Raw genomic sequence first — 17368 nt, forward strand, 5'->3', positions numbered from 1 at the left:
TGCCCGATCCCTTCCCAGCGCCCCCGAATATTTACCTACCTTAATTCGGACGGAGGTCTAACCGAAAGTTGGTATTCGGTCGGCTTTCGGACATATTATCGCCACGATTGGATGTGCCTTTCCGGGGCAATTCCGGCAGAATGTGGGGCTTGTTTCCGTTTCGGGCACAAAGGCCAAAATGCCCCTGTCCAATTCAGGCGGAAATCAGGCGGCGATGTGGCGCAGGTTCCGATGGATTTCGCGTCAAGGTTGTGCGCGCCTCCGCAAATGGTAACTTTTGGTTAACCCTTTTTCCCAATCGATTCGGCACCTTCCAGTCGCGTCGCCGAAAAAAGCCCCGGCGATCTCGGATCACCGGGGCCTTTCCCGTCATGCAGCGGGCCGAACCCGATCAGCCAAGGGCAAAGTAATCGGGGCTGTCGCGCAACTGCTCCAGCGTGATCCCGTCGATCCGCAGGATATCCGTCTCGGTCAGACGAAGTTCGACATAGCCGTCCAACTGATGCCCGACCGCATCCAGAAGGCCAAGGACATCGCCATAGGAAACGCTGCCCCACAATTCCGGCATCACAGAGAGTTTGTCCTCCGTGCTCAGATCGGCAATCCGGTCCGAACCAAAGCCGCTCTTGAAGATGAACGTATCCACCCCGTCCCCGCCGATCAGCAGGTCGTTCCCGGCACCGCCGTCCAGAAAGTCTTCGTCGGCACCGCCCTCCAGTGTCTCGGCGCCTTGACCGCCGGTCAGGTTGTCGCTGAAGGCCGACCCGATGACGCGCTCCACGTTCAGGATCACATCCCCTTCCGCGGCCCCGCCCGAAGCGGCACCCTTTGAAAGATCGACGTTCACTCCGCTGGAACTTGCCGCATAGGACAGCGTATCCACGCCGCGCCCACCGTCGATGGTGTCCGCGCCAAGATCACCCGCCAAAAGGTCGTTGCCGTCCCCGCCGGAGAGTTGGTCACCCCCCACCCCGCCGAACAGCCGATCCGCGCCTCTGCCGCCTTGGATGATGTCGTCGCCATCCCCGCCGCGCAGGACATCGATCCGCGTGCTGCCGGTCAGCGTGTCACCAAAGCCCGACCCGAGGACCTCGCGGATGTTCAAAAGCCTGTCGCCCTCTGCATGTCCACCCGCTCCGACCCCGGTCTGCAGGTTGACCGAGACCGCCGCGTCCGAAACGGCATAGGAGGCGCGGTTCACACCCGCCCCACCGTCCAGCATATCTGCACCAAGGCCGCCCACCAGGACGTCGTTACCCTCTCCGCCCAGCAGCGTGTCCGCCCCGGTAAATCCGCGCAGAAGGTCGTTTCCGGCCCCGCCAACCACCGAGTCATTGCCCAACCCGCCGACCAGCAGATCATCGCCCGCATTGCCCGTCAGCGTATCGCGCCCCGCCCCGCCAAACAGCGAGTCATTCCCGGCACCGCCGATAAGGTTGTCGCCAAAGGCCGACCCGGCCACCGCCTGGATATTGCGGAGCACGTCACCCTCGGCATGGCCGAACTGGCCTATGCCCTTGGCCAGATCCACGGTCACGCCCGCATTGGACCCGTCATAGGAAACCGTGTTCGAACCCGTCCCGCCATCCAGCGTATCGGCGCCAAGGCTGCCCAGCAGCAGGTCGTCACCCGCTCCGCCATCCAGCAGGTCAGCGCCATCCGTGCCGGTCAGCGTATCCGCCCCACTGCTGCCAGATACCTCCGCCATGACAGAATAGTCCCGCTGCACGGAAAGGAAGGGTGGCAGGTTCAGGTACTGGCGCAGGGCGTCCAGCTGGGCGGGGATATCGTCCTGCGACGTGACATAGAACACGTGCTGCAGCACGGTGCTGTCTCCCGTTGCCGGGATGGTGGCCGTGGTTGTCACCTCGACCCGATACAGCGTGGCAGGCGCCGTGCGCACATTGTCGAACAGGGGCGTCTGGTCATAGGGCGGCCAAGGACCGGTATCTTCCGGCGGGATCGCCGTGCCGAGGGTCAGGGTTGGCGCAGTGGTAACCACCTGCCCCATGTTGGTTTCATAGGGCACCTGCAGGGTGATTCTGTGCAGACCGGGCGCAAGGTCGAGCGCGAGGCGCCCTTCCGGCCCTTCCAGCGGATAGGATACCCCGTTCACGACCAGCACCGTTCCCGGCGCCACATTGCCGAAGGCGATGACCGATCTTTCGCCGAACGTCGATTGGCCGACAGTCAGAATGCCCGAATATTGCACGACGAAATCATCGGGCGGGGTCGCCGTGCCGAACAGGTCGGCCGGGTTCAGGTCACCCGTGGTGCCGGTGCCGTTTGCCACCGGCACAAGGCGGCCATTCACAGTCTGCAAGATCTGATAGGAAAGCTCCTTCGAACCCGCAGGCAGCAGGTTCACCGTCACCACCTGCGTATCCGCCTCGCCATCCGTATCGCTGATCGTGATGGTGATGTCGCGGCTGGCCACCGTGGAAGGCGCGGTCGTCCGGAACAGGAGGTTCTCGATCATCGCCTCCACGTCTTTCGCGGTCGTGTCTGCGGTGAAGGCGATCTGCGGTCCGCCTTCGTAATTGTACAGGATTCCAACCTCGCGCCCGCGGATCAGGATTATGCTGTTTTCCACGGTGATGGGCGATCCGCCATCGGTGCGCAGGATGATTTCCTCACCTGCCCCGACGCCGTTCACCATAACCCCGCCGAATTCCAGGTCGCTGTCCGCACGGAAGGACACATCCGCATCCAGCAACTGGCCCGCCGCGGCCTCTGCCGCCGTCAGGTCCAGCGTATCGACCATATCGGTCAGCGTAGGGATATAGCCCACATTCACCGTCACCGTATCCGATGCCACGAAGCCGCTGCTGTCTGACACGCTGATCGTCAGCGTGCGCGCGCCCGACGTGGCCTGGGTAAGGCGGAGGCTTTCGATAATCGTCTCGACCTCTTGGGTCGAGATGCCACCAAGCGTGATCGTGTAAGTCGATCCGCCGGTGGTGGGCAAAGCGGCGATTTCCGCGAACCATTCCGGTTCGAAGCCGCCACCCCTGGTGCCGAGGATCATGCCGTCGTCGCTGATGTAAAGCCCCGATCCGGATGCAGGGGTGAACATAAGGCTGTCGCCCTGACCAAGGCCCGTCACCTCGATCTTGCCGCCTTCCCAGGGGCCTTCGCCGGCAAGGGTGACATTCGAATCAAGAAGAAGCCCTTCATTGTTCACGGAACTGTAGCTGACATCGACAGTCTCGCGCAGGTCAGAGAGTGTGACAGGTGCCTGCGTGAAGGTCACCGTCCCGAATTGCGGGGCGACCGGCGTGGTGATCGTAATGGTGATCGTCTGGGTGCCAGCGCTGTTGAGTTGCGGCTGGATCGTCAGACCTTCCAGCAGCCTTTCCACCAAGGCGGGCGTCGCGGCAGTGTTGAAGAAGAATGTTCCGGTAACACTCTGCAGGCTGCCGATCAGGGTTCCATCTACATAGACGTTGCTGGTGGCCCCGCCGGCGATCATCGAAACCCCCGACCCTTCGACAGTTCCCAGCGGGATTCGCTGCCCCGTCCAGCCGGTGATCGCCATCGTCTGGTTGTTCAGGGAACCCGGGGTGGAATAGGCCTCGACAAAATCCGCCGACAACAGCAGGGCGGTATCAAGGGCGACTTGGCCGCCCGACGGGCTGACAACCTGATCGTCCAGATCGCCGATCAGGTTCCGCTCCTCAGGGGCCGACAGGGTGATATCGACCGACCCCGTCAAAGGGGTTTGCGTGTTGAGGGAAAAACTCAGTGTCCGCGAGGTCTCGGCCGCGCTCAGTGGCCCGGCCTGGAACGTCATCGCCTGCAGCATCTGCTCCAGTTGTGCGGGCGTGATCGCCGTGGTGAAGGTGAACGTGGTTGTGTAAGCGTTGCCAGCGGTCGTGGCGATTGTCTGCCCGTTCAAGGTGGTGTTGGGGTAGCCGAGGACGAAACCGGATCCAGTCGCGAACCGGATCGCATCCCCAGCCTGCGTCCCTGTGATCGTCAGCGTCAAGCCGTTCAGCGTGTTGGTTTCGTCGAACAGGTTGGTGAAGGACGTCGGCAGGGTGATGTCGCTGTCGATCACATTCCGGACAAAGCGCGTTTCAAAGGGGATGGTCACATCGTCAAACCCGCCGATGACCGGCGGCTCCTCGCCGATGGTGATCTTGACCGTCCCGGTCTGCGGGAAGGTGGGCGTGTTCAGGCTGAAGGTGAGATCCCGGGTCGAGAAAGCGCGGTCGTCGGTCGTCCGGAAAGTGAGCGATTGGATCAGGTCATCCAATTGGGCGGCGTTAGGTGCCCCCCCCTGCCGATCGAAGTAGATTGAAAAGGTGTTGTCCGTTTTGGTGATCGTCCCCATGGAAATCATTCCAGCAAGAGTGAGCACGTTGCCGAAGAGGACATAAGTGCTCAGAAAGCCGATCTGGTCCCCTGCTTCCAGCCCGGATATTGTCAGCGTAGACCCAAATACATTGGTCGATTGGGACGTATCGCCAGCATAGGCAGCAGAGAAGTTTGCGGGCAGGTCGATGCTGCCGTCGATGACTGTCGCGGTCCCCCGGTTGGCGAAGGGGATGTTCAGATCGTCAAGGTTCAGGATCGTGTCGGTCATGGGTCACTCGTACAGGGTTCAACGTGTTACAGGGGCCTGCCCTGCCTGATTGGCCGGGGGCGGGGATTGGAAGGAAGCGGTCAGACGGTCATCTTCGGTTCGGGCCTTCGCGCAGGTCACAGGTCAATTGACCCCAGCATCGCAGGATGCCGGGGCAAGCTTCGTTTTGTCGGGATGGTCTGTCGCCTTGACGGTCCCTTGGCTGCTGCCAGAACCGCCGTATTCCCTCCGCCGGGTCTTTTTCCGGTTGGTCGAAAATTACTTTCCTGTCGCCAAATCTGTCAACGAAATGAAAGCTTTGGTGGGCCTTTCCATCGAAACTCAAGCAATTGAAATAAATGGGTTATTGTGAGCGTCATCATTTTTGGTGCGAATGTCATTGCGGGAATCTGGCCGCTCTGACACCTTCGCGATGAGGGTCTGCCGGCCCCCGGATGTGCGCCGGGATGCTGGATATCCCGCCGGTTGTATCTGTGTCTGCGTAGAAGGTATCTGCATGTTGAAACGGCTGGTCGACTGGCTTTTCGGTCCGCCCGAGACGCGCCGCATGGTGCAGGCCAATTTCCGCAGCCGCGCGGATTTCGTGCAGGCCGGGCGGACCTACATGACGCATCCTGTCACGCTTTACGGCTATGCGCTGCCGCTGACGCTGTTGCTGACAGGGATGCTCAAGCCGGAATTCACCGAAGTCGGCCTTCCCGAATTCGTCAGTCATATCCTGACCTTTGCCAAGGTCGCGGTCTATTGGCTGTTCTGCTGGCTGGTGCTAGGCCACGTCCTCTGGTTTGCGATGCGGCGCGGACTGTCCTTTGTCGCGGTGGTCATGGGCCTGTGGGTGGTGGCAGTGCTCCTGTCGCAGGGGCTGACGGTCCTGACGGTCGCGGGGGCAGAATGGAGTTGGGTCCGCATCCTGCGGCAGGGCATAATCACGGTTCCCGCCTCGCTTGTCGCTGTCCATGCCTCGGCTCCGGCGCTGCGCGACAGGCTGGGCCATATTCCCGAAAACGTACCGATCTGGCGCTCAAATGTCAGTGTCGAGGTTCCCCTCCTGCTGAAGCTTCCGCCCGAAAGGCGCGCCCGCATCCGCCGCATCCATGCGGCCAACCAGTATGTCGAGGTCGTCACCGACGCTGGGTCCACCCTGCTGCGCCTTTCCCTGCGGGATGCCGTGTCCTTGATGCCAGCCGGAACCGGCTGGCTGTGCCACCGCTCTCTCTGGATCCGCAAGGATGAGGTGGTGGCGCTGGGCTTCCAGCGCGGTCAGGCGCAAATCACCGATTGCTACGGCAAGACCTACCCCATCAGCCGCGCCTCCGTCCCCGAGATACGCGACTGGCTTGACGGCACGCGCCCCGATCCGATGACCGAACCCGCCTGATCCCGCTGCGCCTTGCCAAGGTACGGATATCCCGTCCGTCCGCTGCGCCGGTCAGAGGCTCCGCATCCAAAGCCGCGCCGCATTGCCCTGCATCACGGCATCGCGCTCTCCGTCACTCAGCCCTGCAATCAGAGAATGGGTCGCCGCCACCCATTCCGCCAAAGAGGATTGCAGCGTGCAGACCGGACTGTCCGACCCCCAGACGATCCGCGCGGGGCCAAAGGTTTCCAGCAGTCGGTCGACATAGGGCGCAAGCGTCCGCAGCGTCCAATCCGGTGGCCCATAGGCGCTGATGCCCGACAGTTTCACATGCAGGTTCGGCCGCTCCGACAGACGGCTAATCCACCCCGACCAATCGTCGAATGCCCCATCCGCAATCGTAGGAACCCCGCAATGATCCAGGATGAAGACCGTATCGGGGCAGGCATCCACCAGTTCCACGGCAAGCGGCAACTGCCGCTGCAGCATGCATATGTCGAACGGCAACCCCGCCGCGCCCAGCCGCCGCAGGTTCGCCCGGAACCGCGCGTTCTGCGACACCCCGTCCGGCACCACATGCAGCACCCGCCGCACGCCCCGGACGATCCGCCGATCCGCCCGCTCCAGCCAGCCCTCGAACCCCTCCGCCTCGGGCCGCGCCGCGCTGATCGCCCCGCAGATCAGGCTGCCCGGCCGCGCCATCAGTTCGGCGATCCACGCTGTCTCGCGGTCGATATCCGTCTCGGCCGCGTCCACTTCCATGTGCAGGACCTTTGTGATCCCCACCCGCCCCGCCACCGCTGCATAGGCGTCGTAACTCCAATCCCGATCCAGCGCCGCAAGGCCCGCCAGCCACGGATAGGCCAGCCGCGTCCGGTCGATAAGGTGCAGATGCGTGTCGAAGATCATCCCGGCTCCCCCTGATTTTGCTTATGAGCGACCATTTCATGAGTAAACTGGTCTTGACGCGCGCTTTCAACTAAATTTATACATGAAACATCGTTCCGAATATAAAACAATCTGCGGTGCGAGGTGCGGTCATCGACCGGCACGCCAACAGCCAGGGAGGAAATGCCATGAAGACATTTGCCGCCAGCAGCACGCTGGCACTCTTGACGGGGCTCGGCCTCGCCTCTGCCGCCTTCGCCGAGGGCGAATTCGCCGGCGTCACCATCGACGCCAAGCTGATCGGCGGTCAGCAATACGAGGCACTCTATGCCCGCATCCCCGAATGGGAGGCGCAGACAGGTGCCAAGGTGAACATCGTCAGCCAGAAGAACCACTTCGAACTGGACAAGGAATTCAAGGCCGACATCGCCTCGGGTTCCATCACATGGTGCGTGGGCTCCAACCACTCGTCCTTCGCGCCGCAATATCCAGCGCTCTATGCCGATCTGACCTCGCTCGTCCCGGCCGAAACGGTCGCGGGCTTCGTGGGGGCCAACATCGCCGCGGCGACGCTGGACGGAAAGCTCGTTATGCTGCCCCGCGCGCAATTCGACGTCTCGGCGCTCTACTACCAAAAGTCGCTCTATGCCGATCCCGCAAAGGCCGAGGCCTTCAAGGCCGAATACGGTTACGATCTGGCCGTGCCGGAAACTTGGGACCAGTTCCGCGATCAGGCCACCTTCTTCGCCGATCCGCCCAATTTCTACGGCACGCAATATGCGGGCAAGGAAGAGGGCATCGCTGGACGTTTCTATGAACTCGTGGTCGCCAATGGCGGCACGATGTTCAACGACGACTTCTCCCCTGCCTTCAACTCGGATGCGGGCAAGCAGGCGCTGCAATGGTTCGTCGATCTCTACAAGGCGGGCGCAGTTCCGCCGGGCACGACCAACTATCTCTGGGACGATCTGGGCAACGGCTTCGCCTCCGGCACCATCGCGCTGAACCTTGACTGGCCGGGCTGGTCGGGCTTCTTCAACGATCCGGCGGCGTCCAAGGCGACGGGCAACGTGGGCGTGGCCCCGGCCCCCAAGGGCTCGGCAGGCGTCCGCACCGGTTGGTCGGGCTTCCACGGCTTCTCGGTCACCGAAGCCTGCGCCAACAAGGAAGCTGCGGCCTCTCTCGTCGATTTCCTCACGAACGAAGACAGCCAGAAGCTCGAATCCTCCGCCGGTCCGCTGCCGACGCGCACCGCCGTCTGGGATCACGTCATCGCGCAGGCCGCCTCCGACCCCTACAAGGCCGAGGTCCTGGCCGCCTTCCAGGAAACCGCCAAGACCGCCTTCCCGGTGCCCAAGACCCCCTACTGGATCGAGGCGACGAACCTGATCTACCCCGAACTGCAGGCCGCCATCCTTGGCGACAAGACGGTGGACGAGGCGCTTCAGACAGCCTCCGACGCGGTTGATGGCCTGATGCGCGAAAACGGCGTCTACTGACGCCCCTCCTCCCCGCGCAGCGAAGCGGCACCGCGCAAAGGTGCCGCTTCCGTCCTTCCCGCTTGCAGGACCCGTCCCATGTATCGCTCCCGCATCCCACCATGGCTGGTGCTTCTGACACCGGCCTTCGTCGTCCTGCTTCTGGTGGTGGCGATACCCTTGGTCCTCAGCCTCTATTCCAGCTTCACCGCCTTCCAGTTGACGCGCCCGGAAACGATCACGCGCTGGATCGGCACCTTCAACTACCAGAAGGCCGTCACCGACTGGAACTTCTGGTCGGCCTTCGGGCGCACTCTGCTTCTGGTCACCCTTGCCCTGAACCTTGAAATGCTCATGGGCCTCGGCCTTGCGCTGATGGTGTCAAAGGTGATGCGGGGGCAGCGCCTGCTGCGCACGCTGATGATGTTTCCGATGATGTTCTCGCCCATCCTCGTGGGCTTCCAGTTCAAGTTCATCTTCAACGACAATGTCGGTCTGGTGAACAACGCCCTGCAATCCTTGGGCCTCGTCGACACGGCGATCCCGTGGCTGGTGGATGCGCAACTGGCCTTCACGGCGATCCTGATTGCGGAAATCTGGACCTCCACCTCGGTCTTCGCGATCCTCATCCTCGCGGGCCTCTTCGCCATCCCGCAGGACCCGCTCGAGGCCGCACGGGTGGACGGCTGCACCCCGTTGCAGACCTTCCGCTATGTGACGCTGCCCTTCCTCATGCCCTTCATCTACATCGCTATGGCCATCCGCTCGCTGGATATCGCCCGCGCCTATGACATCGTGCAGATCATGACGGCAGGCGGCCCCGCACGCAGGACGGAACTCCTTTGGACGCTGATCGGCCGCACGGGCTATGTCGATGCCCGGATGGGGTATGCCAATGCGATGGGCTACATCTCCATCCTGCTGGCCATCGTCTTCACCATCTACTTCTTCCGCAAGCTGAATGCCGCGCGCAGCTCGCTCGGCATGGGGGACTGAGGCATGGATATCGGCGCCCAGCATCGCATCCGCCGCAGGCTCCTGTCGGCAGGCCATCTGATCGGCCTCTTTCTGGCCATGAGCTTCATCTGCCTGCCCGGCTTCTGGGTGGTGCTGAACAGCTTCCGCCCGACGGTCGAGATCATGGCCAAACCCCCGGTCTGGATACCGACGGAACTGAACCTCGATCACTACCGCGCCATGTTCGGTGGCGCGGGCGAGGGGGGCGTGCCCGTCCTGACCTATTTCCGCAACTCGCTCATCATCTCGCTCACCTCCACGGTCATCGCCATCCTCATCGGAATGGCGGGGGGCTATGCCTTTGCCCGCTACCGCTTTCGCGGCAAGGGCGCGATCTTCGTGATGCTGATGGTCACGCGGGCCGTGCCGGGCGTGGCGCTGTCGCTGCCGCTCTTCATCCTCTACGGGCGCATGGGGATCATCGACACGCATCTGGGCATGATCCTCGTCTATGTCGCGCTGAACGTGCCCTTCACCATCTGGCTGATCGACGGCTTCTTCCGCCAAGTCCCCAAGGAACTGGCCGAGGCGGCCGAAATCGACGGCTGCACCCGTTGGCAGGCCTTCTGGAAGGTCGAATTCCCGGTGGCGCGTGCAGGCATCGCCAGCGCAGGCATCTTCGCCTTCCTCACCTCATGGAACGAATATGCGCTGGCCAGCCAGCTCACCCGTTCGGTGCAGTCCAAGACCATGCCCGTCGGGCTGATGGATTTCACCTCGCAATTCACCCTCAACTGGGGCGGCATGTGCGCGCTCGCGGTGCTGATGATCATCCCCGCCGCCGTGCTGACCTTTCTCGTGCAGAAACACCTCATCGCCGGCCTCACCTTCGGCGGCGTGAAAGGATAAGTCATGGCTCAGGTCGTCCTGAAGGATGTCGTCAAGAAATACGGAGAACTGCGGGTCGTCCACGCGGTCAACCTGCACATCGCCCATGGGGAATTCGTGGTGCTGGTCGGCCCCTCCGGCTGCGGCAAATCCACCACCCTGCGCATGATCGCGGGGCTGGAGGACATCTCGGGCGGCGAGGTGCGCATCGCCGACCGCGTCGTGAACGACCTGCCGCCCCGCGACCGCAACATCAGCATGGTCTTCCAGAACTACGCGCTCTACCCGCACATGACGGTGCGCGAAAATCTGGGCTTCTCCCTCCACATCGCCAAACGTCCCAAACCCGAAATCGACGCCGCCGTGGCCGAGGCGGCAGAGATCCTCTCGCTCACCCCGCTTCTGGACCGCAAGCCCGGCCAGTTGTCCGGCGGGCAACGCCAGCGCGTCGCGATGGGGCGGGCGATCGTCCGGCATCCGGACGTGTTCCTCTTCGACGAACCGCTCTCCAATCTCGATGCCAAGCTGCGCACCCAGATGCGGGTCGAAATCAAGCGCCTGCACCAGAAGGTCGGCACCACCGTCGTCTACGTCACCCATGATCAGGTCGAGGCGATGACGCTTGCCGACCGCATCGTGATCATGCGCGACGGCCATATCGTGCAGGTCGGCACCCCACTGGACGTGTTCGAAAGGCCGGTGGATGCCTTTGTCGCCACCTTCATCGGCTCACCCCCCATGAACCTCCTGCCCGGCACGGTGCAGGGCGATGCCGTCCGGCTGGGCGATGGCAGCCTTTTGCCCATCCCGCCCAACCAACGCGCGCAGGACGGGCAGCAGGTCCTCTACGGCATCCGCGCCGACAACATCATGCCCGACGGCCACGCCCTGCCGCCCACGCCGCACATGGCGCATGTGACGATGTCGGTCAGCCTGACGGAACCCTTGGGAACCGAAACGCTGATCTTCGCCACCCTTGCGGGCACCGAGGTGCAGGCAAAGATGCTGAACCCGCGCCCCGTCACCAATGGCGAGACGCTCCGCTTCGGCATCGCGCTGGACCGCTGCCACCTCTTCGATGCCGCTTCCGGCAAAAGCCTGAGGGTCTGACCATGGCACGCATCGCACAGGCCGAGGCCTTCCTCGTCGATCTGGTTCCAAAGGTGAAACGCACCGACGCGATCCAAAGCTTCAAGTCACAGGAAACCATCTTCGTCACCCTCACCGATGCCGATGGCGGGCAGGGCAGGGGCTATTCCTACACCATCGGCGATGGCGGGCCGTCCGTCCTTGCCCTGCTGCGCCACACGCTCCTGCCCGCGCTGATGGGCCGCGAGGCCGAGATGATCGAGGCGATCTGGCGCGACCTCCTCTTCACCAGCCACGCCACGGCGGTGGGGCCGATCATGTCGCTCGCACTGGCGGCCATCGACACCGCCCTGTGGGACCTGCGTGGCAAGCGTGCGGGACTGCCGCTGCATGTGCTGGCAGGCGGCGCCAAGACCCGCGTGCCGATGTATTCCACCGAAGGCGGCTGGCTGCATCTCGAACCTGCGGCCCTCGTCGAAGATGCGCTGGCCATGCGGGCCGCAGGCTTCCACGGATCGAAGATCAAGATCGGCAAGCCCACGGTCGCGGGCGATGCCGCCCGGCTGGAGGCCGTCCGCGCGGCCCTTGGCCGCGATTACGAGATCATGACCGATGCCAACCAGTCGATGACCCAGCCCGAGGCCGCGCGCCGCCTGTCCTTGCTGGAATCCCTCAATATCGCATGGTTCGAGGAACCGCTTCCCGCCGATGACATCGCGGGCCATGCCCGCCTTGCGCGGCAGTCGCGCGTGCCTGTCGCGGTGGGCGAAAGCCTCTACTCCCCCGGCCAATTCGCCGATTATATCGCGGCGCAGGCCTGTGGCATCGTGCAGGCCGACGTCGCGCGGGTGGGCGGGATCACCCCGTGGCTCAAGGTGGCCCACATGGCCGAGGCGCACAACCTGACGATCTGCCCGCATTTCCTGATGGAACTGCATGTCAGCCTCGTCTGCGCCGTGCCCAATGCGCCATGGCTCGAATACATCCCCCAACTGGACGAAATCGCCGCCCCCATGGCGCGGGTCGGCGGCTTCGCCTTGGCCCCCACCGCACCCGGCCTTGGCATCGACTGGGACGAGGCCGCGCTTGCATCCCGCATGGCCGAAGGCAGCCGTTTCGAAGTGAGGTCCGCATGAAACGCTATGGTTCCGTCATCGGCCTGTCCGAGGAAGGCAAGGCCGAATACCGCGCCCTGCATGCCGCCGTCTGGCCCGGCGTTCTGGCCAAGATCGCGGAATGCAACATCCGCAACTATTCGATCTTCCTCAAGGAACCCGAGAACCTGATGTTCTCCTATTTCGAATATCACGGCGACGACTTCGCCGCCGACATGGCCCGCATGGCCGCCGACCCGGAAACGCAGCGCTGGTGGGCGATCAACATGCCGCTCCAACGCCCGCTCGATACCCGCAAGGACGGCGAATGGTGGGCCGACATGACGGAAATCTTCCATGTCGATTGACCTGCGCCAGACCCTCCCGCCACCTTCCTCCACGCGCCCCGTGGTGATCTTCGGCGCGGGCTCCATCGTGGCAGATGCCCATCTGCCTGCCTATCGTCGGCTGGGATTCCCCGTCGCGGGCATCCACGACCCCGATCACGCCAAAGCCGCGGCTCTTGCCGCCCGCTTCGACACCCGCGCCCTTCCCGGCATGACCGATGCCTTGGCGCTGGGCCGCGATGCCGTCTACGACATCGCCGTTCCGCCCGAGGCCATCGCGGGCATCCTGTCCGCCCTGCCCGAAGGCGCCGTCGTCCTCATCCAGAAACCCATGGGCAGCGACCTCGCCGCCGCCGATGCCATCCTGCGCATCATCCGCCAGCGGAGGCTGAAGGCCGCGGTCAACTTCCAACTCCGCTTCGCGCCCGCCTTCCTCGCGCTCAAGGACGCCATCGCCCGTGGCCTGCTGGGCGAGGTCGTCGATGTCGACGGCCTGCTCGCCGTCGATACGCCGTGGCACCTCTTCGCCTTCCTCGCCAAACTGCCCCGGGTGGAAATCCTCCTCCATTCCATCCACTACCTCGACGCGATCCGCGATCTGCTGGGCAACCCCGCAGGCATCCACGCCCGCACCATGGGTCACCCTTCCTCCACCGTGTCCAACACACGCTCGTCGATGATCCTCGATTACGGCCCGCAGGTCCGCTGCGCCCTGTCGGTCAACCACAACCACGCCTTCGGCCGCAAATTCCAGGCCTGCGAATTCCGCATCTGCGGCACACGGGGGGCGGCCTATCTGAAACTCGGCGTCAACCTCGATTACCCCCGAGGCGAAGCCGACGAACTCTGGCTGAACACCGGCGCGGCATGGGAACAGGTTCCGCTGGCCGGCAACTGGTTCATCGAGGCTTTCCTTGGCCGCTTCACGCAGGTCATGCGCTTTGCCACCGGCGAGGATGCCACCCTCGAAGGCAGCGCCGAGGATGCTTGGCACACCATGGCCCTTGTCGAGGCCGCCTATGAAAGCGCCGCGAAACCCGCCCACCCGATCAAGGGGGAACCCGATGCTTGAACAGGTGAAACACTACGAGGATTACGAGGTCGGCGAGGGGCGCGAAACTGTGGGGCGCACCATCACCGAAACGGATTTCATCGTCCATGCCGGGCATTCGGGCGACTTCTTCCCCCATCACATGGATGCCGAATTCTGCAAGACACAGCCCTCCGGCCAGCGCATCGCCCATGGCACCATGGTCTTCACCATCGGCGTCGGCCTAACGGCGACGGTCATCAACCCCGTTGCCTTCTCCTACGGCTATGACCGCCTCCGCTTCGTAAAGCCGGTCTTCATCGGCGACACGATCCGCGCGCGGGTCGAGATCGTCGCAAAGGAACCGATGGAGAAACGCCCCGGATATGGCCGCGTCACCGAACGGCTGACGGTGACAAAGCAGACAGGCGAGGTCGTCCTCGTCGCCGACCACATCTACATGGTGGAGCGCCGTCCGTGACCGGCCCCTTCCTCCTCCTGCATCCAGACGACAACACCCTCGTCGCCCGCGCCCATGCCCCCGAAGGAACCGAGGTGGAAACCGAGGCAGGGCCGGTCCGCCTGACCCGCCCCATCCCCATGGCACACAAGATCGCCCGCAGGCCTATCCCGGCGGGCGGCACGGTGCTGAAATACGGCATGCCCATCGGGGTGGCGACAGCCGACATCGCGGCGGGCGATCATGTCCACATCCACAACATCCGCTCCGCCTATACGACCAGCGTCGCCCTGCAGGATGCCGACGGTCTGGGAAAGGGGGCCTGACATGACGATGGGCTGGCTGCGCGCCGATGGGCGCAAGGGAATACGGAACACGGTCGTCGTCGCCTATCTGGTGGAATGCGCCCATTTCGTCGCCTCCGAGATCGTCGCCGGTTTCCGGGGTCGCGATGTGCAACTGATCGGCTTTCCGGGCTGTTTCCCCAACGAATATGCCGCGCGCATGATGGAACGGCTCTGCACCCATCCCAACGTCGGCGCGGTCCTCTTCGTCTCGCTCGGCTGCGAAAGCTTCGACAAGGTCCGCGTCTCGGCGGCGGTGCAGGCCTCCGGTCGCCCCGTCCGCACCCTTGTCATCCAGAAGACCGGGGGAACCCGTTCCACCGTCAAGGCCGGAACCGATTGGGTCGAACAGGCCCTGACGCAGATAGAGGACGTCCCGCGCGCGCCCGTCCTCCCCTCCGATCTCGTCATCGGCACGGTCTGCGGCGGGTCGGATGGCACCTCCGGCATCTCGGGCAATCCCGCGGCGGGGCGGGCCTTCGACCTGCTCGTCGCCGCAGGGGCCGCCTGCATCTTCGAAGAAACCGGGGAACTGATCGGCTGCGAAGAGATCATGGCCTCCCGCGCCGTGACTCCCGAACTCGGTCAGGCACTGCGCGACAGCGTGCAAAAGGCCGAACGCTATTACGCCACGCTCGGTTATGGCAGCTTTGCCGCGGGCAATGCGGCGGGCGGGCTGTCCACGATCGAAGAGAAATCCCTCGGTGCCTATGTCAAATCCGGCGACAGCCCGATTTCGGGCCTGATCAAGCCGGGCGACATTCCCCCGCAAGGCGGGCTTTACCTGATGGATGTCGTCCCGGATGGCGATGTCCGCTTCGGCTTCCCCAATATCAGCGACAATGCCGAAATCGTCGAGATGATCGCATCCGGCGCGCATATGACCCTCTTCGTCACGGGGCGCGGGTCGGTCGTGGGATCGGCCATCTCGCCCGTCATCAAGATCTGCGCCAACCCCGACACCTACCGCGCGCTGGCCGAGGATATGGACGTGAATGCGGGTGACATCATCGAAGGCCGCCGCAGCATCGAAGAGGTGGGGGCAGAGATCCGCGATCTGGTCCTTGCCGTCGCAGGTGGCCACCGCACCCGGTCCGAGGATCTGGGCCACCGCGAATTCATCCTCACCTACAAAAGCTTCGACCCCATCGGTCCGGCCTGCCTGCCGCGCATCGCCTGAAGGAATGATCATGCAAAGACTGAACGGAAAGACCGCGCTCGTCACGGCGGCAGGGCAGGGCATAGGCCGCGCCAGTGCCGAACGCATGGCACGCGAGGGGGCACATGTCATCGCCACCGACGTGAACGAGTCGCTTCTTGCGGACCTCGCGCAAATGCCGGGCGTGACGGCCCGCCACCTGAACGTGCTGGACGGCGCGGCCATCACCGCGCTGATCGACGAGGTAGGACCGGTCGACATCCTCTTCAACTGCGCGGGCATCGTCCACAACGGCACCGTGTTGCAGGCGACCGAGGAGGAATGGGATTTCGCCTTCGACCTGAACGCCAAGGCGCAGTTCCGCATGATCCGCGCGGTCCTTCCGGGCATGCTGGCCCGTGGCGGCGGATCGATCATCAACATGTCCTCCGTCGCCGGGCCGAAGAAGGGCCCCGTGAACCGCGCCGTCTATTCCGCCTCCAAGGCCGCCGTCGTGGGCCTCACCCGCGCTGTCGCCGCCGACTACGTGACGCAGGGTATTCGCTGCAACGCCATCTGCCCCGGCACCGTCGACAGCCCCTCCCTGCACGAACGCCTGCGCGCCACGGGCGATTACGACGCCGCGCTCAAGGCCTTCATCGCGCGGCAGGCCATGGGCCGCCTTGGCCGTGCCGACGAGGTGGCGGCGCTGGTCTGCTATCTCGCCTCCGACGAGGCGGGTTTCACCACGGGAACCGAACATGTGATCGACGGCGGCTGGACCGCCTGAAGGAGGATGCGATGAAACTCTGCCGTTACGGCGAAAGGGGCGCGGAACGCCCCGGTCTGATCGATGCCCAAGGCCGCCTGCGCGACCTCTCCGCCCATGTCGCCGACATCGCCGGCCCCGTTCTGGCCGATCTCGACAGGCTGCGCGGGATCGATCCCGAAACCCTGCCCCTCGCTCCCGGCAACCCGCGCTTCGGCGCGGCGGTGGGGCAGGTGGGCAAGTTCATCTGCATCGGCCTGAACTATTCCGACCACGCCGCCGAAAGCGGCATGGCCGTCCCCCCCGAACCCGTCATCTTCGCCAAATACACCTCTGCCATCTGCGGGCCGGATGACCCCATCCTGATCCCGCGCGGATCGGAAAAGACCGACTGGGAGGTGGAGCTTGCCGTCGTCATCGGAAAGCCCGGCAAGTACATCGACGAGGCGGCGGCGCTGGACCATGTCGCAGGCTACATGGTCTGCAACGACGTCTCCGAACGGTCGTTCCAGATCGAACGCGCGGGGCAATGGTCGAAAGGCAAGTCGTCCGACAATTTCGGCCCCATCGGCCCTTGGCTCGTGACCCGGGACGAAGTGCCCGATCCGTCAAACCTGCGGATGTGGCTGGATGTGAACGGCAGGCGCATGCAGGATGGCAGCACTGCGACCATGGTCTACAAGGTGCCATTCCTGATCAATTACCTGTCGCAGTTCTTCACGCTGCATCCGGGCGACGTGATCTCGACCGGAACACCGCCGGGCGTGGGCCTCGGCCAGAAACCCCCGCAATATCTGCGGGCGGGCGATGTGGTGGAACTCGGCATCGAAGGGCTCGGCCGCCAGCGTCAGGTCTGCATCCCCGACGCCTGACCGCGCTGCCCGAAGGCCCCGCCGAATGCAACAAGGGGCCGCGACGCAAGCCGCGGGCCCATAACCCTG

The 17368-nt window shown here is 64.0% G+C and carries 15 protein-coding genes; 13 read left to right on the plus strand and 2 right to left on the minus strand.

The window, feature by feature from the left end; all coding sequences use genetic code 11:
• Positions 1–391: 391 nt before the first annotated feature.
• Positions 392–4588, minus strand: a complete 4197-nt coding sequence (locus TabM4_RS01445) for a calcium-binding protein (protein WP_434617382.1) — start codon at positions 4586–4588, stop codon at positions 392–394.
• Between the two features lie 496 nt (positions 4589–5084).
• On the opposite strand from TabM4_RS01445, the gene TabM4_RS01450 reads away from it, so the two are divergent.
• Positions 5085–5966, plus strand: coding sequence for a LytTR family DNA-binding domain-containing protein (locus tag TabM4_RS01450; RefSeq protein ID WP_434617385.1), 882 nt, complete (start codon positions 5085–5087; stop codon positions 5964–5966).
• Positions 5967–6017: 51 nt separating this feature from the next.
• Here TabM4_RS01450 and TabM4_RS01455 read toward each other — a convergent pair whose 3' ends face one another.
• Positions 6018–6854, minus strand: a complete 837-nt coding sequence (locus TabM4_RS01455) for an amidohydrolase family protein (protein WP_434617388.1) — start codon at positions 6852–6854, stop codon at positions 6018–6020.
• Positions 6855–7021: 167 nt separating this feature from the next.
• On the opposite strand from TabM4_RS01455, the gene TabM4_RS01460 reads away from it, so the two are divergent.
• From TabM4_RS01460 to TabM4_RS01515, 12 genes are all read left to right on the plus strand, one after another.
• Positions 7022–8332 carry an ABC transporter substrate-binding protein gene (locus tag TabM4_RS01460; RefSeq protein ID WP_434617391.1) on the plus strand — a complete coding sequence of 437 codons (1311 nt, stop codon included), beginning with the start codon at positions 7022–7024 and terminating at the stop codon, positions 8330–8332.
• Positions 8333–8410: 78 nt separating this feature from the next.
• On the plus strand, positions 8411–9307 hold the full coding sequence (locus TabM4_RS01465; protein WP_434617394.1) for a carbohydrate ABC transporter permease: 897 nt from the start codon (positions 8411–8413) through the stop codon (positions 9305–9307).
• A 3-nt stretch (positions 9308–9310) separates the two neighbouring features.
• A complete protein-coding gene (locus TabM4_RS01470; protein WP_434617397.1) occupies positions 9311–10177 on the plus strand; it encodes a carbohydrate ABC transporter permease in 867 nt (288 codons plus the stop codon).
• 3 nt (positions 10178–10180) lie between these two features.
• The gene (locus TabM4_RS01475; RefSeq protein ID WP_434617400.1) at positions 10181–11266 is read left to right on the plus strand and encodes an ABC transporter ATP-binding protein; all 1086 of its coding nucleotides are present in this window, start codon (positions 10181–10183) and stop codon (positions 11264–11266) included.
• 2 nt (positions 11267–11268) lie between these two features.
• Positions 11269–12381, plus strand: a complete 1113-nt coding sequence (locus tag TabM4_RS01480) for a mandelate racemase/muconate lactonizing enzyme family protein (protein WP_434617403.1) — start codon at positions 11269–11271, stop codon at positions 12379–12381.
• Complete coding sequence (locus TabM4_RS01485; RefSeq protein ID WP_434617406.1) at positions 12378–12707, plus strand: L-rhamnose mutarotase; 330 nt, start codon at positions 12378–12380, stop codon at positions 12705–12707. Before TabM4_RS01480 ends, TabM4_RS01485 begins: the two co-directional genes overlap by 4 nt.
• Positions 12697–13758, plus strand: a complete 1062-nt coding sequence (locus TabM4_RS01490) for a Gfo/Idh/MocA family protein (protein ID WP_434617409.1) — start codon at positions 12697–12699, stop codon at positions 13756–13758. Before TabM4_RS01485 ends, TabM4_RS01490 begins: the two co-directional genes overlap by 11 nt.
• Positions 13751–14197, plus strand: a complete 447-nt coding sequence (locus TabM4_RS01495; protein ID WP_434617412.1) for a MaoC family dehydratase — start codon at positions 13751–13753, stop codon at positions 14195–14197. The genes TabM4_RS01490 and TabM4_RS01495 overlap by 8 nt, the downstream gene beginning before the upstream one ends.
• Positions 14194–14502 (plus strand): UxaA family hydrolase, encoded by a 309-nt coding sequence (locus tag TabM4_RS01500; RefSeq protein ID WP_434617415.1) that lies wholly within the window; start codon positions 14194–14196, stop codon positions 14500–14502. The genes TabM4_RS01495 and TabM4_RS01500 overlap by 4 nt, the downstream gene beginning before the upstream one ends.
• A gap of 1 nt (position 14503) precedes the next feature.
• On the plus strand, positions 14504–15700 hold the full coding sequence (locus TabM4_RS01505; RefSeq protein ID WP_434617418.1) for a UxaA family hydrolase: 1197 nt from the start codon (positions 14504–14506) through the stop codon (positions 15698–15700).
• A 10-nt stretch (positions 15701–15710) separates the two neighbouring features.
• On the plus strand, positions 15711–16448 hold the full coding sequence (locus TabM4_RS01510; RefSeq protein WP_434617420.1) for an SDR family oxidoreductase: 738 nt from the start codon (positions 15711–15713) through the stop codon (positions 16446–16448).
• An 11-nt stretch (positions 16449–16459) separates the two neighbouring features.
• Positions 16460–17299, plus strand: a complete 840-nt coding sequence (locus TabM4_RS01515; RefSeq protein WP_434617423.1) for a fumarylacetoacetate hydrolase family protein — start codon at positions 16460–16462, stop codon at positions 17297–17299.
• Positions 17300–17368 lie beyond the last annotated feature (69 nt).

The organism is Tabrizicola sp. M-4, from assembly GCF_051132405.1.
In the GTDB taxonomy this organism is placed as follows: Bacteria; Pseudomonadota; Alphaproteobacteria; order Rhodobacterales; family Rhodobacteraceae; genus Paragemmobacter.